Raw genomic sequence first — 19,155 nt, forward strand, 5'->3', positions numbered from 1 at the left:
TCGAACCAGATGCGCTGTTCGCAACGCTGTATCCGAGCCCCTATCCGCCGAGCTCCGGCAGCTTCTTGCCGAGCTGAATCGTCGCCACCGATGCACGCCGGCGCAGGCGCATGTTCAACAGCTCGACGGCCACCGAGAACGCCATGGCGAAGTAGATGTAGCCCTTCGGCACATGGACCTCGAAGCCCTCGGCGATCAGCGTCATGCCGATCAGGATCAGAAAGGCCAGCGCCAGCATCTTGATGGTGGGATTGGCATCGACAAACGCACCGATGGGCTTGGCCGCAACGAGCATGACCGCCACCGATGCCACGATGGCCAGCACCATGATCGAAGTCTGTTCGACCAGCCCGACGGCCGTGATCACGGAATCCAGCGAAAAGACGATATCGAGCACCGCGATCTGCACCACCACCGACAGATAGGCGGCCTGCGCACCCGGCGCGTCAGCCTGGGGTTCGACCTCGAAGCTGGCGTGTATCTCGTGTGTGGACTTGGCGATCAGGAACAGCCCGCCACCGATCAGAATCAGGTCGCGCCCGGAGATCGCGTGTCCGAAGGCGCTGAACAAGGGTTCGATCAGCCCCATGACCCAAACTAGACTGAACAAGAGCGCCAGTCGCGTCGCCATGGCGAGCGTCAGCCCGAGTCGTCGCGCCGAGTCGCGGCGCGCCGGCGGCAGACGCCCGACCAGGATGGATATAAAAATGATGTTGTCGATTCCGAGTACGATCTCGAGCGCAACCAGCGTGGCAAACGCGGCCCACGCCTCCGGCATCAACACCCAGTCGAACATGTCCGTTCTCCAGCCCCCAAACGAGCCACCTATCAACCGATTCCAGCAACAGCCAGCATGCCTTCGCGGCGGATGAAGGCGATCACCTCGTCCACGCCCTGCCCGGTCTTGAGATTCGTGAACACGAACGGACGTTCACCGCGCATGCGTTCGCTGTCACGCTGCATGACTTCGAGCGATGCGCCGACGTGCGGGGCAAGATCGATCTTGTTGATCACGAGCAGGTCCGAGCGCGTGATGCCCGGCCCGCCCTTGCGCGGAATTTTTTCGCCTTCGGCGACGTCGATCACATAGATCGTCAGGTCCGCCAGCTCCGGGCTGAACGTCGCGCTGAGATTGTCGCCGCCGCTCTCGACGAAGATGACGTCGAGTTCCGGCCAGCGCCGCTGAAGATCCGCCACCGCGGCCAGGTTCATGGATGCATCCTCGCGGATCGCAGTGTGCGGACAGCCGCCGGTCTCCACGCCCACGATGCGCTCGGGTGCGAGCGCCTGGCTGCGGATCAGAAACTCCGCGTCCTCACGTGTGTAGATGTCGTTGGTGACCACCGCGATCTCGTGCGCGTCGCGCATGGACTTGCACAACCGATCGAGCAGGGCGGTCTTGCCGCTGCCCACGGGGCCGCCCACACCGACGCGCAAGGGCGCCTTTGCCGAAGAATTCATCATTTGGTTGCTGTTGGATGAATGCCTGCCTCAGGAACGAAACAGGCGTGTGTACTGGGTCTCGTGAAGGCTGCTCGCCATGGCCAAGGCCGGCGCGCTGGCGCCAATGTCATCGTCGTCGAGCGTCATTGCGGTTTCAACGGCCCGCTCCAGCGCGGGACCGAGCGCCAGCAACACACGCTGGCCGGCGGTCTGACCGAGCGGGACGAGCTTGATCGCGCAGGCGACCTGGTTCTCGAGCCAGGCCCAGGCGTAACCGAGCAGTGCATCGCGGGTTGGTATTTTCCATGCGTAGGCCGCACAGGCAAAGCCCGCGCATTGGGCCATGCCCAGCGTTTCACGCCATTCGCGGGCATGGCCCACATCCAGATCGGCCAGCAACGTGGCCAGCGCCCGTGCACGCGTGGACTCCTCGGCACGCAGTTCGGCAGTCTCGCGTGCCGCCACGATTCGCTTCGCAAGGCTGCGCAGTTCGGACTCATCACCACGCGTGCATGCCGCTTGCATGCGGAACAGGATCGGCAGTTCCAGATGCGCCAGCGTGTCGTCGATCAGGCCGGCCAGCCAGTCGGCGGTTTCATTTTCATCGCGCACCCAACCGGCTTCGACCGCGTACTCAAGCCCCTGCGAATACGCGAAGGCGCCGACCGGCAGCGTCGGGCTGGACAGCTGCAACAGGCGCAGGCGCGCGAGCGCCTCAGTGCCCATGGTCGTGATGGTGTTCGTGGGCGTGCGCGTGTCCGCCGCCGTAGGCGCCCGGTTCCGGTTCGAACGGCAGGCGTTCGAGCCCGGGGCGTAGTCCCAGGCCACGCAGCATGTCGTCGAGCACATGATCGTGACGGTAGCGCAGTTCGGTCAGCGAGATCTCGAGTTCCACGTGACGGTTGCCCAGATGATAGGCCGCGCGCATCAGCGCATGCGGATCGGCGCTGCGCACAACGCTCACGGGTTCGGCGGCGGCATGCACCTGCACGATCTCGCCGGTTTGCGCAAGCAAGAGATCACCGTGACGCAGTCGAATTCCGCGTTCGAGGAACAAGCCAGCCTCATTGCCATTGTCCAGCGTGACGCGCAGACGCGCGCGGATGCGCTGATCCAGCGTCAGCGTCACCGTCGCGACGGGATGCCCCGTCTCCACGCGTTGCGTGAGTTCAAGCATCAAGAGTGTCAGAACAGGAAGTAACGCTGCGCCATCGGCAGTTCGGCGGCCGGCTCGCAGCTCAGGAGTTCGCCGTTCGCACGCACCTGATAGGTCTGTGGATCGACCTCGATCTTCGGCTGCCAGTCGTTCAGCCGCATGTCGGCCTTGGTGATCTCGCGGCAGTTGCGCACCACGCCAATCTGCGATGCAAGACGCAGGCTTTCCGGGATTCCGGCATCCGCCGCTGCTTTGGACACAAAGGTCATCGTCGTCGCACCGCAGGCGCCACCCAGCGCGCCGAACATGTGACGGTAATGCACGGGTTGTGGTGTGGGGATTGACGCATTCGGATCGCCCATCGGCGCGGCGGCAATCATTCCGCCCTTGATGATCAGGCTCGGTTTCGCGGCGAAAAATGCCGGCTTCCAGAGCACCAGATCCGCGAGTTTGCCGACCTCGACCGAACCGACTTCATGCGCGATGCCATGCGTGATCGCCGGGTTGATTGTGTATTTCGCGATATAGCGTTTCGCGCGCGAGTTGTCGTGTGTCGCCGGATCGCCCGACAGTGCACCGCGCTGCACCTTCATCTTGTGCGCGGTCTGCCACGTGCGCGTGATGACCTCGCCGACGCGGCCCATGGCCTGCGAGTCCGAGGAGATCATCGAGAACGCGCCGAGATCGTGCAGGATGTCCTCGGCGGCAATGGTTTCCCGGCGAATGCGCGATTCGGCGAACGCGACGTCTTCGGGTATCGACGGCGACAGGTGATGACAGACCATCAGCATGTCGAGGTGTTCGTCCACGGTGTTGACCGTGTACGGGCGTGTCGGATTCGTTGATGACGGCAGCACGAAGGATTCGCCACAGGCCTTGATGATGTCCGGCGCATGACCGCCGCCCGCGCCTTCGGTGTGATAGGTGTGGATGGTGCGCCCGCGCATGGCGGCCAGCGTGTCCTCGACGAAACCCGATTCGTTCAGCGTGTCGGTATGAATCGCAACCTGCACGTCCTGTTCCTCGGCGACGGCAAGACAGTTGTCGATCGCGGCCGGCGTCGTGCCCCAGTCTTCGTGCAGCTTTAGCCCCATCGCGCCCGCGGCGATCTGCTCATGCAGCGGTCCGGGTTGCGAGGCATTGCCCTTGCCGAGGAAGCCGAGGTTCATCGGCAACCCGTCGGCGGCCTGCAGCATGCGTGCGATGTTCCAGGGGCCTGGCGTGCAAGTCGTCGCATTGGTACCGGTTGCAGGCCCCGTACCCCCACCAATCATCGTGGTGATGCCAGACATCAGCGCGTCGTCGATCTGCTGCGGACAGATGAAATGGATGTGTGCGTCGATGCCGCCGGCGGTGAGAATCTGGCCCTCGCCCGCGATTGCTTCGGTGCCAGGTCCAATGACGATCTCCACATTCGGCTGCACGTCGGGATTGCCGGCCTTGCCGATGCCGCTGATGCGGCCGTTCTTGATGCCGACGTCGGCCTTGATGATGCCCCACCAGTCGAGGATCAGTGCATTGGTGATGACGACATCGGCAACCTCGGCCGCGCCGCGCTGGCTCTGCCCCATGCCATCGCGGATCACCTTGCCGCCGCCGAACTTGACCTCGTCGCCGTAGATCGTGCGGTCGGCCTCGACCTCGATCACCAGCGCGGAATCGGCCAGCCGCACGCGGTCGCCCGTGGTCGGCCCGTACATCTCGGCATAGGCGCGTCGGGTGATCGTGCTCATGCGTCCAGCGCTCCCTGAATCTTCGCGTTGAAACCGTAGACCTGGCGGTCGCCGGCATAGGCGACCAGTTCGACCTCGCGGGTCTGTCCCGGCTCGAAGCGCACGGCCGTGCCGGCCGGGATGTTCAGCCGGAAACCGCGCGCGGCTTCGCGATCAAAACGCAATGCGCCGTTGGTCTCGTAGAAATGGTAGTGCGAGCCGACCTGGATCGGCCGGTCGCCGGTATTCGCGACGGACAGCGTGATGCGCTCACGTCCCGTGTTGAGTTCGATCTCGCCGTCGGCGGCGATGACTTCACCTGGGATCATCGTGGAGTCTCCGGTGGGGTGCGATTGAGTAGAGCCGGCGGCCCTATGGTTCCCGAAACGAGCCGGTTGTATACTCCAAGCCTGCTAATGAACAACAAGTATTCGGGTGACCTATGAAGGCTAGCGAAGTGGCGATTGCCATCGCGGCGGTATTGGGCGCGGGACCGGCTTCGGCGGTGCTCTACGACGAATACTCCGGATCGGATCCCCAACTCGGTAATACTTTCGCCGCGCGGACGACACTGGATCCGTCGGTCGATCAGGTCCGCACCGAAGCCCGGAGCGACGACGATTTCTTCGTCTTTAGTGGGCTCACAGCGGGCCACAATTTCACCATGACGGTGGACTGCGAGGCTGGTGACGGCGTGGCGATGTGCGGTATCGACTGGCTGAGTGATGCCCAAGTCTCCCTCTACTCTCAAGTCATCGCCAGCGGGACGCAGGATGTCTTCAACGGAGTTGTACCCGGCTCTGGCGTGTTGAATATCTCGCATCGATTTCTGTCTGCCGAGTTCAACGTAGCGCTTTTCACCCTGGAGACGTCGGCACCGCCCCAGGTCGGTGTCCCACTGGCGGACACAGGTGCGTTGCTGGGTATCGGCGCAGCAACCGCGGGTCTGACGCGGCGCCGTCGCAAGCGTGTTCTGCCCAATACCTGAAGTCGATCCCGTCCCTGTCATCTAGACCTCCGCCAGCTTGCGCAGCAGGTTGGTGTAGGTCTTGTTGACCAGTCGAGCGGCCTCGCCGCCGGCATTCTCCGCATTCAGCAGTCCGCTGGCTTGGCTGAGCTCAAAAAGCATCGCCCGGTCGTTCGGGTCCCGCACGAAGCTCTGCACCCACAGCACCGCGGCGTCACGGCGGCCGGCGGTCACCGGCTCCACCCAATGGTGGAAGATCGAGGGATAAATCACCGCGCTACCGGCCGGCAGCTTGATCTCCTCGTCGACGATATCGGTCTGGATGATCAGCTCGCCACCCTCATAGTCCTCCGGCTCGGTGAGGAAGACGGTGACCGAGACGTCGGCACGTAGTGGGGTCTCCCGGGCACCCATCAGCGCGGCGTCCACATGCGGGCCGTAGTGCATGCCGACCTCGTAGCGGTTGAATAGCGGTGGAATGATTCGCCGGGGCAGGGTGGCCCGCTCAAATTCCTCGTTGTGGCGCAGGGCATCGACAACCAGCAGGTCGAGGTCATCCGCCTGCCGGCTGGTGCGCTCACGTTGCAGATTGTATTTCCGGTCATGCAGCATCGCCGACGCGCTGGCCCGGCCGTCGACGAAGTTCATTCCCGCCAGCGCCTCGCGGACAGCGTCCAGAGCATTCGCATCCAGCACCTTGGGAATGAGTCGGATCACCGGTCGCCCGTGTATTCAGACGATGGGGTCGTGTACGGTGACGAGCTTGGTGCCGTCCGGAAAGGTCGCCTCGACCTGCACCTCATTGATCATCTCGGCGACACCGTCCATGACATCGTCGCGACCCAGCAGGGTACGCCCGTAATCCATGAGTTCGGCGACGCTTCGGCCATCACGCGCGCCTTCCATGATCTCGAAGCTGATCAGCGCCATCGCCTCGGGATAGTTGAGCTTCAGCCCGCGTGCACGACGACGCTCGGCGAGCTGCGCGGCGGAGAACAGCAGCAGCTTGTCTTTCTCTCTCGGGGTCAGTTCCATCGCAAGGCTCCGGGTAGGTTCAGGTTGCCCAGACGCGCGGCAACTGGGCGGGTTTGTCCAACACCGGCTCGCGCAACACCTGCCATGCGGCCGTGAACACCTTGCGACATTGCTCGGTGGAGCCGCCAAGGTAGCGCAAAGCCAGCAGGTCGTCGAGGCGGGTGGCGGCGAACTCCCCACCGCCCGGCAGCAGCCCGCGCACCCGGTCCAGGAGCGCGGAGTCGCAGCCCGTGGCAATCAGGGTCCCGGTCACCGGGCGACCCGCGAGCAGGGCGCGACGCCCGAGGCTGGATTCGGTCACGCGCAGGCGCTCCTCCAGCAGCGGTTCACCGTCGCGCGCAACGCTCAGGGAAAACCCGGCGTTCCCGTGCGTAAAGGCCTCATCGATTACCGGACGACCGAAACAATGGATTTCCCATAACAGGGCGCGCGCGTCGCCGACCAGATCAAGCCGTGTGCCGGCCCGCAAGCACGCACCCGGGAAAATGATGTTTTCCTGAGGCAGCCATTCCAGTCGCGCACCGGCCCCCACGCGAAGCCGCTGACCAACCTCGGCCAGCGGACCACTGCTGCGGTAGAACTTGGCGGCACCCGGCGTGGTGATCAGCGCGTGACCGGCCGGCAGATCGAGGTCGATGTCCAGCGTGTCGCCACCGGCGATACCGCCCGGCGGGTGCAGCACATAGACATGGCAGGTCTCGCCTTCCGGATAGAACGGCCGTTGCACGGCCAGCGGACCGAACCTGCGCCGGTGCGACAGGACCGTGCGCCCCGCCTGCTCGCGAAACCCCAGTTCCAGCCGCGCGGCCCAGCCGTCCGCCGACGCAGTGGTCTCCGGCGCGGGCATCAGGGACACCCGCCCGGCCGCCACGGCCAGGAACCCTGACTCGGTGGCGCGGGTTCGTGGAGCATTCAAACCGTCAGATATTGATGAACCAGTTCGTCGCTGAGTTCGCCGATCGCGCCGGTCGCGACATTGCGACCGCGGTCCATGATGCAGAAACGGTCGCCGACGCGGCGCGCGAACGGCAATTTCTGCTCGACCAGCAGAACGGTGATCCCCAGATCGTCATTCAGGCGGCGGATGATATCGCCGATCTCGTGGACGATGTTGGGCTGGATGCCCTCGGTGGGCTCGTCGAGGATCAGCATCTTCGGGTCGGTCACGAGCGCACGCCCGATCGCGAGCTGCTGCTGCTGACCGCCGGAAAGGTCACCGCCGCGCCGGGCGCTCATTTTTTTGAGCACCGGAAACATCTCGAAGATCGCATCCGGAATCGCTTTCAGCCCATCGCGGCGCGCGGGTAGTCCGATCCGCAGGTTCTCCTCGACCGTCAGTAACGGAAAGATCTGCCGCCCCTGTGGCACATAACCAATGCCCATGCCGGCACGACGTTCGGCCGGCACATCGACGAGATCGTCGTCGTTGTACGCAATGCGGCCGCCACGCACCTTCAGCAGACCCATGATGCATTTCAGCAGCGTGGTTTTGCCGACACCGTTGCGACCCATGAGCACAGTGCACTGGCCGTCGGGCACCTCGAGTTCGACATCCCACAGCGTATGCGACTCGCCGTAAAACTGGTTCAGTTCGCTAACGCTCAGCATGACTACGCGCCCAGATAGACTTCTTTCACGCGCGGATCGCCCTGCACGTGATCCATACTGCCCTCGGCCAGCACGCTGCCCTGGTGCAGCACGGTGACGCGGGAATTCAGCGCGCGTACGAAGTCCATGTCGTGCTCGACGACGACAATCGAATGCGTGCCCGCGAGCGAGGTCAGCAGTTCAACGGTGCGATCCATCTCCTGGTGCGTCATGCCGGCAGCCGGTTCGTCGACCAGCAACAGCGCCGGGTTCTGCACCAGCAGCATGCCGATCTCGAGCCACTGCTTCTGACCGTGTGACAGCGCACCGGCGTGGCGTACCTTTTCGTCGGCCAGGCCGATGGTTTCCAATGTGCTGTCGATGAAATCGCGCTGCTCGGCCGACAACCGTGCGCGAAACGTGGACCACACGCCCTTGTCGCCGGCCATGGCCATCTCGAGGTTCTCGAAAACGGTGTGATTGTCGAACACTGTCGGCTTCTGGAATTTGCGGCCAATACCGGCACGCGCAATCTCGGCCTCGGACATCTGCAACAGATTCATGCTGCCGCCGAACCAGCACTCGCCATGATCGGGGCGCGTCTTGCCGGTGATGATGTCCATCATCGTGGTCTTGCCGGCACCGTTCGGCCCGATCACGCAACGCAACTCGCCGGCATCGACATAGAAGTCCAGATCGTTGATGGCCTTGAACCCATCAAAACTCACCGACACGCCGGACATATACAGCACCGTGCCGCGCTCGAGTTCGAGGCCTTCGACAACCTTCGGCACGAGAAAGTTATAGACACGGTCGCGACGAAATGCGGTGCGAATTCCGCTCTTCATGCCGGCGCTCCGCGGCGACGCAGCAGGCCGACCACGCCGCGCGGCAGGAACAGCGTGGTCAACACGAACAGCGCGCCGAGCGCGAACAGCCAGGCATCGGGGATCACGCCGGTCAGCCAGGTTTTCGCATAGTTCACGGCCAATGCGCCGACCACCGCGCCATACAGCGTGGCACGCCCGCCGAGCGCGACCCAGATGACGATCTCGATCGAGGCCAGCGGCGCGAACTCACTGGGATTGATGATGCCGACCTGAGGCACATACAGCGCGCCCGCGACACCGGCGAGCACGGCCGACACCGTGAACACGGCAAGCTTCACGTGTTCGACCCGGTAGCCGATGAAGCGCGTGCGGTCCTCGGAGTCGCGGATCGCCACGGCCACGCGTCCAAGACGCGAGGTCACGATCGCGCGGCACACGAGATACCCCAGCGCGAGCGCCACCGCGGAGGCCACGAACAGCCCCGCACGGGTCGCATCCGATTGCAGGTTGAAACCGAGCAGGTCCTTGAAGTCCGTCAGGCCGTTGTTGCCGCCAAAGCCCATCTCGTTGCGGAAGAACGCCAGCATCAGCGCGTAGGTCAGTGCCTGCGTGATGATGGACAGATACACACCGGTCACGCGCGATCGGAATGCAAACCATCCGAATACGAACGCCAGCACGCCGGGCACCAGCACGATCATCAGCGCGGCGAACCAGAACTGATCGAAGCCCTGCCAGAACCACGGCAGTTCTTTCCAGTTCAGGAACACCATGAAATCCGGCAGATCGGGATTGCCGTAGACGCCGCGATCGCCGATCTGGCGCATGAGATACATGCCCATCGCATAACCGCCCAGCGCGAAGAACGCGCCGTGGCCCAGGCTCAGGATGCCGAGATAGCCCCAGACCAGATCGACCGCGATCGCCAGCAACGCGTAGGTCAGGTACTTGCCGACCAGCGTCATCGTGAAGGTGGATACATACAGCGGATCGTCGGGCGGCAGGCTGTTCAGCACGGGCACGCCGACGGCCACGAGCAGCAGCACGGCCAGCATGATCTGGCCGCCACGGTCGTTACGGAGCAGACGCATCATGAACATTGCGTCAACCCTCGGCCGCGCGGCCCTTCTGCGGGAACAACCCGCGCGGGCGCTTCTGGATGAACAGGACGATGAAGACCAGCACGAGGATCTTCGCGAGCACCGCGCCCGCATAGGGCTCCATGAACTTGTTCGCCACGCCGAGCGTCATGCCGCCGATCAGCGTGCCCCAGAGATTGCCGACCCCGCCGAACACGACGACCATGAAACTGTCGACGATATAGGCCTGCCCGAGGTTCGGACCGACGTTGGTGAGCTGCGACAGTGCCACGCCGGCGATCCCGGCGATGCCCGAACCCAGACCAAACGTAAGCGCATCCACCCGCGCGGACCGCACGCCCATCGCGCGCGCCATGGCCCGGTTCTGCGAAACGGCACGCACCTGCAGGCCGAGTCGCGTCTTCTTGAGCGTAATGAACAGTGCCGCGAACACGATCAGGCAGAAGCCGATGATGTACAGGCGGTTGTAGGTCAGCGACAGCACGCTGTTGATCTGCCAGAAGCCGGAGAGATACTCCGGGTTCTCGACCGGCACGTTCTGCGGAGAGATCACTGTACGCACGAGCTGTTGCAGCGCGAGTGAGATACCAAAGGTCGCGAGCAGCGTCTCGAGCGGTCGTCCGTACAGAAATCGAATCACGCCGCGCTCGATCAAAATGCCGACAAAACCCGAAACCAGAAACGCCGCGGGTATGGACAGCGCGACGGCCAGCCCCGGCATGCCGGGCAGTGCCTGCTGCATCAGATAGGTGGTGTAGGCGCCAAGCATGATCAGCTCGCCATGCGCCATGTTGATCACGCCCATCACGCCAAAGGTGATGGCCAGACCGATCGCGGCGAGCACCAGCACCGAACCCGCCGAGAGTCCGAAAAACAGCGTTTCGATGAAGCCGTAATAGGAAACCTCGCGCTCGATCGCGGCAAGCGCGTGCTGCGCGGCGGCCTTGACGGCCTCGTCCGGATCGTCCTGCGCGACGCGCGTGAGTGCGTTGCGGATCGTCGGTTCCAGACTGCCGCTGACGGCGGCCACGGCCTTCAAGCGATGTGCGGGATCCTCGTCGCCAAGGTCCGACAGCGCGATCGCAGTGCGCATGGCCTCGCGCACGCCCGCATCCTGCTCGGCGTCGACGCGCGTGCGCAGCACCTCGGCGTTCGCCGGTGCGGGTCGCTCAAGCATCTGTTGCACGGCCGCGAGGCGCCGCGCCGGATCGGAACTGTCGATGTCCAGCTTGGCAAGCGCCGCCTGAATCTGGCTGCGCACGGCATTGTTGATGCCGATCTTGCGCACGCCGCGCCGGGAGGTCTCGCCGAGGTCCTCGCCGGTGATCGCATCGCGGATGTGATAGCCGCTGTCCGCGCGCTCGGCAAACACCACGCGGCCGGTCTTCTTGTCGATCTGGATATCGCCTTCCAGTACGCCGGAAAGCAGCTGCGCGGCCTTCGGATGGCCGCTCGCGGCCAGGGCTTCGATGCCCTCGCCCTTGCGGCTGAAATTGTCGTCGAGCAGGGCCTCGAATGCCGGGTCCAGCGCAGGCACGCCGCTTGCGACATCGACCGCGAGCACCGGACGGGCCATCAGGATGGCCAGCACGACGAGGGACTTGATTGCGAACTTGCGAATCAGGGTTTGCACGGAATTCGGGCGCATCCGGTTAGCGGTCATCGCACAACCGCGGGGCGATGAGTCGGAGATTGACCCGGGCCGCGGTTTGAAGCCTGCGGCCCGGATCCGGATCAGGACCGCGACGGGTGGATGCCCGCCGCGGTACGGGGCTCAGATCAATAGTTCTGACCCGAGCACTTTGCGGTCTTCACATTGTAATTGCCGCACGACAGCGGGGCACGCCAGTCGGCGATCAGGTCCTTGGAACCCGGCAGGAAGTCCGACCACTCGTCACCAGCGACCAGGCCCGGCGTCTTCGAAACGACCTGGAACTGGCCGTCGTCCTGGATTTCGCCGATCAGCACCGGCTTGGTGATGTGATGGTTCGGGAGCATCGCGCTGTAGCCACCGGTCAGGTTCGGAACGGCGACGCCAATCAGCGCATCGCCGACCTTGGAAGGATCGGTCGTACCGGCCTTCTCGACGGCCTTCACCCACATGTTGAAGCCGATATAGTGGGCTTCCATCGGGTCGTTGGTCACGCGCTTTTCGCTCTTGATGAACTTGTGCCAGGCCTCGATGAACGCATCGTTGGCCTCGTCCTCGACACTCATGAAGTAGTTCCACGCGGCGAGATGGCCGACCAGCGGCTTGGTGTCGATGCCGGAAAGTTCCTCTTCACCCACGGAGAACGCCACGACCGGAATGTCCGTCGCGGAGATGCCCTGGTTGCCGAGTTCCTTGTAGAACGGCACGTTTGCATCGCCGTTGATCGTCGAGACCACGGCGGTCTTCTTGCCGGCCGAGCCGAACTTCTTGATGTCGGAGACGATCGACTGCCAGTCGGAATGACCGAACGGCGTGTAGTTGATCATGATGTCCGATGCGGCGACGCCCTTGGCCTTCAGATAGGCCTCGAGAATCTTGTTCGTCGTGCGCGGATAGACATAGTCGGTACCGGCCAGCACCCAGCGCTTGACGCCACCGGCCATCAGATAATCCACGGCCGGAATCGCCTGCTGGTTCGGCGCCGCACCCGTGTAGAACACGTTCTTGGAGGATTCCTCGCCCTCATACTGCACCGGGTAGAACAGCAGCGAATTCAGCTCTTCGAACACCGGCAGCACGGACTTGCGCGAGACGGAGGTCCAGCAGCCGAACACGGCAGCGACCTTGTCCTTTTCGATCAGCTCGCGCGCCTTCTCGGCGAACAGCGGCCAGTTCGAAGCGGGATCGACGACCACGGCCTCGAGCTTCTTGCCGAGCAGGCCGCCCTTCTTGTTCTGCTCGTCGATGAGCATCAGCATCGTGTCCTTCAGTGTGGTTTCACTGATGGCCATGGTGCCGGACAGTGAGTGCAGCACGCCGACCTTGATGGTGTCGGCGGCGACCGCGGCGTTGGCCGCGAACATGGACGCGGCGACGAGCGCCGCAGCACGGCCGGTGAGGCGCTTGTGCTTGATCTGCATGGAAATCCCCTCGTGTGAACGATTCTTGGCCGCGCCCGGCGCGACCGATGGATACGGCTCCGCGCGACGGGAATTCGCCACGCGTCGAGGGGGTTCGAGCAGGTTCCGTGCCAAGCGGCTGGAATACGATAAAACGGCGCTAGCAAGCCATTTTACTGCCGACAGAGTGTCTAACGAAGGAGGTAGAGATCGCCCTCCCGCACCATTGTGGTGCTACGCGCCGAAATCGAGCGCCGGTTTCAAATACCCGCGCACGGTAAGGGTGCGACGTCCTCTCTCCGTGCTCCTCGCCGGGAGCAGAAGTAGCAGGTGATTTATGAGTCTGCACCTAAAGTGCGTCGAGCACATCACGCTCCGCGACACCGGCAAGCTCACTCAGCCGAACCGCCGTTGCCTTGAATTCATCACTGTACCTGTATGTCGTTCTCGGACTTGGTCTTGGCATCGCAAACACTCCTAAAGGGTTAGTTCAGGGTGTCCACTAAACCGTAGGAACTATCACGTCCGCTGCAACGATTTGTTCGGCGGCAACGCCACCACGCCTATAGGTACTGTTGGACAGCTTCCAAAATTACGGCTTTGTGCTTGTAGAGTTCATTCACTTTCGCAATATCGAACTTTTGCTCGCCGGCAGGCACAAAAACCGAGAACGCCATGCGGGTTTTACCAAAGTAGAATCGACAGATTGGACGGCGATTATTGTCATCGAACAGGATCGCGCAGTAGCTCTTTGCATCCCGAATGGCGACGCGCTCGGGGTCTGCAATTTCAGCGGCGATGGCTCGAATAATCCGATGACCTGACAGTTCGTCTTCGGTTGTTTCAATGCCGCTATCATCGACCGGTGCGGCGGACATGAGTTGTCCTGAGGCTGGCGAAGCTTGCTCGCCTTTATCCGTGTCCAGCGCGGACTTGAGCCGGTCATTTACACGTTCCCGAACATACTCCCGAAGGGCGCCATGAACCAAACCGGTGAAATCTTCCCGAACTTGGTGGGTGAAGCGACCAGAATAGACCTTCGCGGCAAAGTGCCTGACAAGTTCCTCGCTGGGACTTTCAAACTCTTGCCGGATTTCAGACATCAGAGCGCGATGATATTTGAGTTTGTTCGCCGTTCCGATAATGGTCTCAAGATCAAAGCCGCTCCGCGTGAACTTCTTGAGCTCTTCAACGTGCGTTTCTGTATAGCCCAAGAGATTGAATTCAAAAAACGGCCTGTCGTCCATCTTGTTGGCACTTTCCAGATCGGAAAAGAACAGGTATTTGACGCCATCAGTCAAAACACCAAAACGAGCGTCCGTAACGGAAAAATACCGAAACAGCTGCCCGGCATGTTTTGCTGCAAGGTCAGCTCCGACCGTCTTGCATTCGATTAGAATCATGATCTGGCCATCTCGCTTGATGGCGTAATCGACCTTCTCACCCTTCTTTACGCCATGATCGGCGGTAAATTCGGGAACAACTTCATCTGGGTTGAATACGTCGTAGCCCAGCGTTTGAAGAAAAGGAAGGACGAATGCCGTCTTTGCCGCCTCCTCGGTCATGACCAGGTCTTTCTGCCGCGTTATGCGTGAAGCAAGGTCGTTGATCTTATCGATTAGGTCCATTGTTCCTCCGTTGTTCTAGCAATGAGGGATTATCATACGTATTTCTTCACCATCGCCGGACTCGTCACCATCGGCACCCTTGCCGCCGAACGATTGGAGTTGAGCTGCGCGCCACGGCATTTCCGCGAAGCGCCGCTTGTTATAAATCGCGGGCCTGCGTTGACCGCCTGTTAGGCGCGCCTCCTCACTCCATGGGTAAATCAAGACGTACCCCATAGTGACCTTCATCGCCGCCACCACGATTCCAACCGCCGACAATCAAGGCATCACAGACTGCGGGCCTTCCAGCGCCACCGGCCTCTGCCATTAATTTACGGAATTGCCTTGCATGCTCTCTGCTTAGATAACCGACGATCTCGCCTTCGACACTTACGGCGATAGCTTTGTTGTCATACGGATTGCGATCATCGTGAATGAGGATCGCTTCAACCTCCATATGATGACCTTCTTCTGTTTTTCCGCCGGTTATTTTCAATAGGGCTTTTTGATAATTCGACTCACCCACAGCATCAAGCTCATAACCACCATTCCCAGTCAATCTTGCGATTGGTGGTTTTTCCTTCTTTCCGAATAGGTTGCTGAAAAATCCCATATTGCTTCCCTTCTTTTACGCCTAACTACTGAGTAGACGTCAAAATGGCGTGATGTTTTACGTCAGACTTACGTATAACTCCCCCGCAACGACCCGGCCGCGCTGCTGGCGCCAAGCGCAAGCCGGCACACTTTCTACCGCCCGTAATCCGATCGATCAATGCCTTACCAGCGGGCAGCGTATGCGAAGTCGCGGAATTTTGAGCGCGAGTGCAGACGGAAATTACGTCAATCTGACGTATAACCCCCCGCGACCGAATTGCGGGACACAGGTTGATAGGGCGTGGCAATCGCCGCCGCATGACGAGCGGGGGATTGACTGGCAGTTGGGCGCGCCCATGAGCGTGCCTACAGAGGCACCGGCACGAAGCGTTACTCGATCTTCCGATGGCTGAGACCCTGTCCACGGCGAACCTTGCTCCCGGGGCGAAACCCCTTTTCCTGCCCTGGGCCGAAAGCTAGCACGGGGGCGCGGATGCCACAAGCGTTCGACTGCGTCGCAGGCGGCGTCCCATACGGACGGCGCAGCGGCTACCCCACCACGCGTCGCCAGTAACTGGTTCGCCAGTAGTACAGCACCGTGGTGTCTTCCAGCGGATAGCTGTCGGCGTAGTTGTTGCCGCGCGCCGGCCGTTCGACGTTGTCGCGCTTGAGGTCCAGCGGTCGCCACTCCTCGTCGCGACGTTCGCCGACCGGTGTACGCACATCGGTCTGTCGGCTCTGGCTGCACGCACCGGTCGCCTCGTAGGCGCGTTGCGCCTCATACAGCGATTGTGGGTTGGAGCTGCCGACCATGAGCGGAAAGCGAAGCTGCGCAAGATCGTCTTCCCAGGCGCAGATCGGGCAGCGTTCACTGGAACCGGGCTGATAACGAAACACCCGGTAGCCGCAGCATGGGCATGGAAAACGTTTGTGGAACATGAGCTGGTTTTTCTGAATCTCTCTCGAATCCTACGCAGTCGCAGCCACAATTTTTCGAATCATGGCGCGACGCGGCAAGCACAGGAAGTCGGTGCGTGGTACGCACCCTACCCGGCTTCGAATCGTGGCGCGACGCGACGGGTGCAGTAAGTCGGTGCGTGGTACGCACCCTAGCCGGCTATCTGGAGGCCCGATGTGGTGCGCGGTGCGCACCCTACGTGGGCTCCCATGCTGCGTGGTGCGCACCCTACGCAGGCTGTCTGGGGGTCCCCCATGGTGCGCGGTGCGTGCCCTACGCGGGCTGTCTGGGAGTCCCCCATGGTGCGCGGTGCGTGCCCTACGCGGGCTGTCTGGGAGTCCCCCATGGTGCGCAGTACGCACCTTACGCGGGCTGTCTGGGGGTCCCCCATGGTGCGCGGTGCCCACCCTACGCGGGTTATTTGGAAGCCCGATATGGTGCGCGGTGCGCACCCTCAGGGTAAACCGGCCCTAGCTAGGACTACAACGAAAAAGGGGCGCATGAAGCGCCCCTCTTTCAGTTCGGATCGAACCGATCTCAATTCACCTTCGGGTCGAGTTCACCCTTGGCATAACGCGAGGTCATGGCCTCGAGCGACAGCGGGACGATCTTCGACGCATTGCCGGCGGTGCCGAAGGCCTCGTAGCGATCCTTGCAGATCTGCTTCATGGCCTTGGTGGCGGCGGTCAGGAACTTGCGCGGGTCGAATTCCTTCTTGTTCTCGACGAGGAACTTGCGCACCGCGCCGGTCGATGCCATACGCAGGTCGGTGTCGATGTTGACCTTGCGCACGCCGGACTTGATGCCTTCGACGATTTCCTCGACCGGCACGCCATAGGTCTCGCCCATGTCACCGCCGTAGTTGTTGATGATCGCCAGCCAGTCCTGCGGCACGGACGACGAACCATGCATCACGAGGTGCACGGTCGGGATGCGCGCATGGATTTCGCGGATGCGCTCGATTGCAAGGATGTCACCCGTGGGCGGACGCGTGAACTTGTAGGCGCCGTGCGAGGTGCCGATGGCGATTGCCAGTGCATCCACGCCCGTCTTCTTGACGAAGTCCGCGGCCTCTTCCGGATCGGTCAGCAGCTGGCTGTGATCGAGCTTGCCTTCGGCGCCGATGCCGTCCTCCTCGCCGGCCATGCCGGTTTCGAGCGAGCCCAGGCAACCGAGTTCGCCTTCGACGGACACGCCGCAGGCATGTGCCATCTCGACGGTGCGACGCGTGACATCGACGTTGTACTCGTAGGAGGTCGGGGTCTTGCCGTCCTCACCCAGCGAGCCGTCCATCATCACGGAGCTGAAGCCGAGCTGTATGGAACGCTGACAGACCGCCGGCGAGGTGCCGTGGTCCTGGTGCATGCACACTGGGATGTGCGGGAATTCCTCGATCGCGGCCAGGATCAGGTGGCGCAGGAACGGGGCACCCGCGTATTTGCGCGCACCCGCGGAGGCCTGCACGATGACAGGCGAATCGGTCTCGTCCGCGGCTTCCATGATGGCGCGCATCTGCTCGAGGTTGTTGACGTTGAAAGCCGGCACGCCGTAGCCACGCTCGGCGGCGTGGTCCAGCAGCTGGCGCAGTGAAATCAGTGCCATGGTTCGTTCTCCTCGTTCGGATTTCGTACGGTAATTAGGCGGGCTTGCCCTTACTCGAGCACCGGTAGCCGGTGCTCGCCGACGCGCATGATGCGCATGATGTTGGTCTGTCCCTCGACCCCCCAGCGATCGCCCTTGGTCATGACGACCAGGTCGTTCTCGCGCACCGCGCCGCGGCGCAGCAGTTCGTCGATCGCTTCCTCATTGGCCTTGTGCACATCGGCATCGGCCATCTCAAAACTCACCGGGTACACCCCGCGGTACAGCGTGACCTTGCGGCGGGTGGATACGTGTTTGGTCAGCGCATAGATCGGGATACCCGAGCTGATGCGTGACATCCAGCGCACGGTCGAACCGGATTCCGTCAATGCGGCGATGGCTTTCACGTCGAGATGATTCGCCGTGTACATCGCGGACATCGCGATGGCCTCGTCGACGCGGCCGAATACGCTGTCGATGCGATGATCGGACACGCGCGCGCTGCGATGTTTTTCGGCTTCACAGCAGATGCGGCTCATGGCCTTGACGGCCTGCACCGGGTAATGACCGGAAGCCGTCTCGGCGGACAGCATCACCGCATCCGTGCCATCGAGCACGGCATTGGCAACGTCGAACACTTCGGCGCGCGTCGGCACCGGATGGTCGACCATCGAGTGCATCATCTGCGTCGCGGTGATTACGATGCGATTGCGCTGACGCGACAGCGAGATCAGGCGCTTCTGGATTGCGGGTAGTTCGGCATCGCCGAGTTCCACGCCAAGGTCACCGCGCGCAATCATCACCACATCGGTGGCTTCGAGGATGTCCTCGATGTTGTCCAGCGCCTCGGCGCGCTCGACCTTGGCGATCAGATCGCCGGTGCCGCCGGCCGCACGCAACAGGTCGCGCGCCTCGCGAATGTCGTCGCCATTGCGTGGAAACGACACGGCCATGTAGTCGGCCTCGATCTCGGCCGCGAAACGGATGTCCTCGCGATCCTTGTCGGTCAGCGCGCCGGCGGAAAGCCCGCCACCGAGGCGGTTGATGCCCTTGTTGTTCGACAGCGTGCCGCCCTGTTCGACGCGGCAGCGGATCACCGTGCCTTCCACGCCCTCGACCCACAGCACGATGGCGCCGTCGTCGAGCAGCAGGGTGTCGCCGCGCGCGACATCATTCGGCAGGTTCTTGTAGGTCACGCCGACGCCGTTTCGATCACCCGCGTCGGTCGCCATGGCGGCATCCAGCACGAAGCTGTCGCCTTCGGTCAGATAGACCGGGCCTTCGGCGAAACGCTCGGTGCGGATCTTCGGGCCCTGCAGGTCCAGCAACACGCCGACCTGACGACCGCTGGCACGCGCGCGATTGCGGATGGTTTCGACCCGGCGCAGGTTTTCCTCATGACTGCCGTGCGAGCAGTTCACCCGCACCACATCCACACCGGCCGCGATCAATGCGTCCATGACCGACGGGTCGTCGGTCGCCGGACCGACCGTGGCAACGATCTTGGTGCGTCTGGGCATGGTTTTGTCGCCGG

The 19,155-nt window shown here is 62.5% G+C and carries 20 protein-coding genes; 1 reads left to right on the forward strand and 19 read right to left on the reverse strand.

The genetic code is table 11. The features are described 5' to 3' along the window. Nucleotides 1-40: 40 nt before the first annotated feature. The 6 genes from KDG50_02435 to KDG50_02460 are packed head-to-tail and all read right to left on the reverse strand — an operon-like array spanning nt 41 to nt 4,640. On the reverse strand, nt 41-796 hold the full coding sequence (locus KDG50_02435; GenBank protein ID MCB1864260.1) for a TerC family protein: 756 nt from the start codon (nt 794-796) through the stop codon (nt 41-43). A 32-nt stretch (nt 797-828) separates the two neighbouring features. Beyond that, nucleotides 829-1,461, reverse strand: a complete 633-nt coding sequence (ureG, locus tag KDG50_02440) for an urease accessory protein UreG (protein ID MCB1864261.1) — start codon at nt 1,459-1,461, stop codon at nt 829-831. Between the two features lie 30 nt (nt 1,462-1,491). Beyond that, nucleotides 1,492-2,169 (reverse strand): urease accessory protein UreF, encoded by a 678-nt coding sequence (locus tag KDG50_02445; protein MCB1864262.1) that lies wholly within the window; start codon nt 2,167-2,169, stop codon nt 1,492-1,494. Beyond that, nucleotides 2,159-2,620, reverse strand: coding sequence for an urease accessory protein UreE (gene ureE, locus KDG50_02450; protein MCB1864263.1), 462 nt, complete (start codon nt 2,618-2,620; stop codon nt 2,159-2,161). The genes KDG50_02445 and ureE overlap by 11 nt, the downstream gene beginning before the upstream one ends. An 8-nt stretch (nt 2,621-2,628) precedes the next feature. Further along, nucleotides 2,629-4,332 (reverse strand): urease subunit alpha, encoded by a 1,704-nt coding sequence (ureC, locus tag KDG50_02455; GenBank protein MCB1864264.1) that lies wholly within the window; start codon nt 4,330-4,332, stop codon nt 2,629-2,631. Next, complete coding sequence (locus KDG50_02460; GenBank protein ID MCB1864265.1) at nt 4,329-4,640, reverse strand: urease subunit beta; 312 nt, start codon at nt 4,638-4,640, stop codon at nt 4,329-4,331. Before KDG50_02460 ends, ureC begins: the two co-directional genes overlap by 4 nt. Nucleotides 4,641-4,768: 128 nt before the next feature. On the opposite strand from KDG50_02460, the gene KDG50_02465 reads away from it, so the two are divergent. Next, on the forward strand, nt 4,769-5,299 hold the full coding sequence (locus tag KDG50_02465) for a hypothetical protein (protein ID MCB1864266.1): 531 nt from the start codon (nt 4,769-4,771) through the stop codon (nt 5,297-5,299). Nucleotides 5,300-5,320: 21 nt separating this feature from the next. Here the strand turns inward: KDG50_02465 and KDG50_02470 are convergent, their stop codons facing one another. From KDG50_02470 to pyk, 13 genes are all read right to left on the reverse strand, one after another. Beyond that, nucleotides 5,321-5,995 (reverse strand): Fe2+-dependent dioxygenase, encoded by a 675-nt coding sequence (locus KDG50_02470; protein MCB1864267.1) that lies wholly within the window; start codon nt 5,993-5,995, stop codon nt 5,321-5,323. Between the two features lie 15 nt (nt 5,996-6,010). Further along, nucleotides 6,011-6,313, reverse strand: coding sequence for an urease subunit gamma (gene ureA, locus KDG50_02475; GenBank protein MCB1864268.1), 303 nt, complete (start codon nt 6,311-6,313; stop codon nt 6,011-6,013). A 19-nt stretch (nt 6,314-6,332) separates the two neighbouring features. Beyond that, nucleotides 6,333-7,160: an urease accessory protein UreD gene (locus tag KDG50_02480; GenBank protein MCB1864269.1), complete on the reverse strand. Its 828-nt coding sequence runs from the start codon at nt 7,158-7,160 to the stop codon at nt 6,333-6,335. A gap of 65 nt (nt 7,161-7,225) precedes the next feature. After that, a complete protein-coding gene (gene urtE / locus KDG50_02485) occupies nt 7,226-7,921 on the reverse strand; it encodes an urea ABC transporter ATP-binding subunit UrtE (protein ID MCB1864270.1) in 696 nt (231 codons plus the stop codon). 2 nt (nt 7,922-7,923) lie between these two features. Then, a complete protein-coding gene (urtD, locus tag KDG50_02490) occupies nt 7,924-8,748 on the reverse strand; it encodes an urea ABC transporter ATP-binding protein UrtD (protein ID MCB1864271.1) in 825 nt (274 codons plus the stop codon). Further along, nucleotides 8,745-9,830, reverse strand: coding sequence for an urea ABC transporter permease subunit UrtC (urtC, locus tag KDG50_02495; GenBank protein ID MCB1864272.1), 1,086 nt, complete (start codon nt 9,828-9,830; stop codon nt 8,745-8,747). The genes urtD and urtC overlap by 4 nt, the downstream gene beginning before the upstream one ends. A gap of 4 nt (nt 9,831-9,834) precedes the next feature. Then, nucleotides 9,835-11,406, reverse strand: a complete 1,572-nt coding sequence (gene urtB, locus KDG50_02500) for an urea ABC transporter permease subunit UrtB (GenBank protein ID MCB1864273.1) — start codon at nt 11,404-11,406, stop codon at nt 9,835-9,837. Between the two features lie 203 nt (nt 11,407-11,609). After that, complete coding sequence (gene urtA / locus KDG50_02505) at nt 11,610-12,845, reverse strand: urea ABC transporter substrate-binding protein (protein MCB1864274.1); 1,236 nt, start codon at nt 12,843-12,845, stop codon at nt 11,610-11,612. A 599-nt stretch (nt 12,846-13,444) separates the two neighbouring features. After that, nucleotides 13,445-14,509 (reverse strand): type I restriction enzyme HsdR N-terminal domain-containing protein, encoded by a 1,065-nt coding sequence (locus tag KDG50_02510; GenBank protein ID MCB1864275.1) that lies wholly within the window; start codon nt 14,507-14,509, stop codon nt 13,445-13,447. 184 nt (nt 14,510-14,693) lie between these two features. After that, complete coding sequence (locus tag KDG50_02515; protein MCB1864276.1) at nt 14,694-15,101, reverse strand: HIRAN domain-containing protein; 408 nt, start codon at nt 15,099-15,101, stop codon at nt 14,694-14,696. A 530-nt stretch (nt 15,102-15,631) separates the two neighbouring features. After that, nucleotides 15,632-16,021: a hydrolase gene (locus KDG50_02520; GenBank protein ID MCB1864277.1), complete on the reverse strand. Its 390-nt coding sequence runs from the start codon at nt 16,019-16,021 to the stop codon at nt 15,632-15,634. Between the two features lie 556 nt (nt 16,022-16,577). Beyond that, nucleotides 16,578-17,642 (reverse strand): fructose-bisphosphate aldolase class II, encoded by a 1,065-nt coding sequence (gene fba, locus KDG50_02525; protein ID MCB1864278.1) that lies wholly within the window; start codon nt 17,640-17,642, stop codon nt 16,578-16,580. 50 nt (nt 17,643-17,692) lie between these two features. After that, nucleotides 17,693-19,141 (reverse strand): pyruvate kinase, encoded by a 1,449-nt coding sequence (pyk, locus tag KDG50_02530; GenBank protein ID MCB1864279.1) that lies wholly within the window; start codon nt 19,139-19,141, stop codon nt 17,693-17,695. Nucleotides 19,142-19,155 lie beyond the last annotated feature (14 nt).

It is taken from the genome of Chromatiales bacterium (assembly GCA_020445605.1).
Taxonomy (GTDB): Bacteria; Pseudomonadota; Gammaproteobacteria; order JAGRGH01; family JAGRGH01; genus JAGRGH01.

Excerpts from the sequence above, each read along its gene's own strand:
- urtD (MCB1864271.1), bottom strand. The coding sequence starts at position 8,748 with ATGAAGAGCGGAATTCGCACCGCATTTCGTCGCGACCGTGTCTATAAC.
- ureE (MCB1864263.1), bottom strand. The coding sequence starts at position 2,620 with ATGCTTGAACTCACGCAACGCGTGGAGACGGGGCATCCCGTCGCGACG.
- KDG50_02445 (MCB1864262.1), bottom strand. The coding sequence starts at position 2,169 with ATGGGCACTGAGGCGCTCGCGCGCCTGCGCCTGTTGCAGCTGTCCAGC.
- ureA (MCB1864268.1), bottom strand. The coding sequence starts at position 6,313 with ATGGAACTGACCCCGAGAGAGAAAGACAAGCTGCTGCTGTTCTCCGCC.
- urtA (MCB1864274.1), bottom strand. The coding sequence starts at position 12,845 with ATGTTCGCGGCCAACGCCGCGGTCGCCGCCGACACCATCAAGGTCGGC.
- urtC (MCB1864272.1), bottom strand. The coding sequence starts at position 9,830 with ATGTTCATGATGCGTCTGCTCCGTAACGACCGTGGCGGCCAGATCATG.
- ureC (MCB1864264.1), bottom strand. The coding sequence starts at position 4,332 with ATGAGCACGATCACCCGACGCGCCTATGCCGAGATGTACGGGCCGACC.
- KDG50_02460 (MCB1864265.1), bottom strand. The coding sequence starts at position 4,640 with ATGATCCCAGGTGAAGTCATCGCCGCCGACGGCGAGATCGAACTCAAC.
- urtE (MCB1864270.1), bottom strand. The coding sequence starts at position 7,921 with ATGCTGAGCGTTAGCGAACTGAACCAGTTTTACGGCGAGTCGCATACG.
- KDG50_02510 (MCB1864275.1), bottom strand. The coding sequence starts at position 14,509 with ATGGACCTAATCGATAAGATCAACGACCTTGCTTCACGCATAACGCGG.
- pyk (MCB1864279.1), bottom strand. The coding sequence starts at position 19,141 with ATGCCCAGACGCACCAAGATCGTTGCCACGGTCGGTCCGGCGACCGAC.
- KDG50_02515 (MCB1864276.1), bottom strand. The coding sequence starts at position 15,101 with ATGGGATTTTTCAGCAACCTATTCGGAAAGAAGGAAAAACCACCAATC.
- ureG (MCB1864261.1), bottom strand. The coding sequence starts at position 1,461 with ATGAATTCTTCGGCAAAGGCGCCCTTGCGCGTCGGTGTGGGCGGCCCC.
- KDG50_02435 (MCB1864260.1), bottom strand. The coding sequence starts at position 796 with ATGTTCGACTGGGTGTTGATGCCGGAGGCGTGGGCCGCGTTTGCCACG.
- KDG50_02520 (MCB1864277.1), bottom strand. The coding sequence starts at position 16,021 with ATGTTCCACAAACGTTTTCCATGCCCATGCTGCGGCTACCGGGTGTTT.
- KDG50_02480 (MCB1864269.1), bottom strand. The coding sequence starts at position 7,160 with ATGCCCGCGCCGGAGACCACTGCGTCGGCGGACGGCTGGGCCGCGCGG.
- fba (MCB1864278.1), bottom strand. The coding sequence starts at position 17,642 with ATGGCACTGATTTCACTGCGCCAGCTGCTGGACCACGCCGCCGAGCGT.
- urtB (MCB1864273.1), bottom strand. The coding sequence starts at position 11,406 with ATGGCCCGTCCGGTGCTCGCGGTCGATGTCGCAAGCGGCGTGCCTGCG.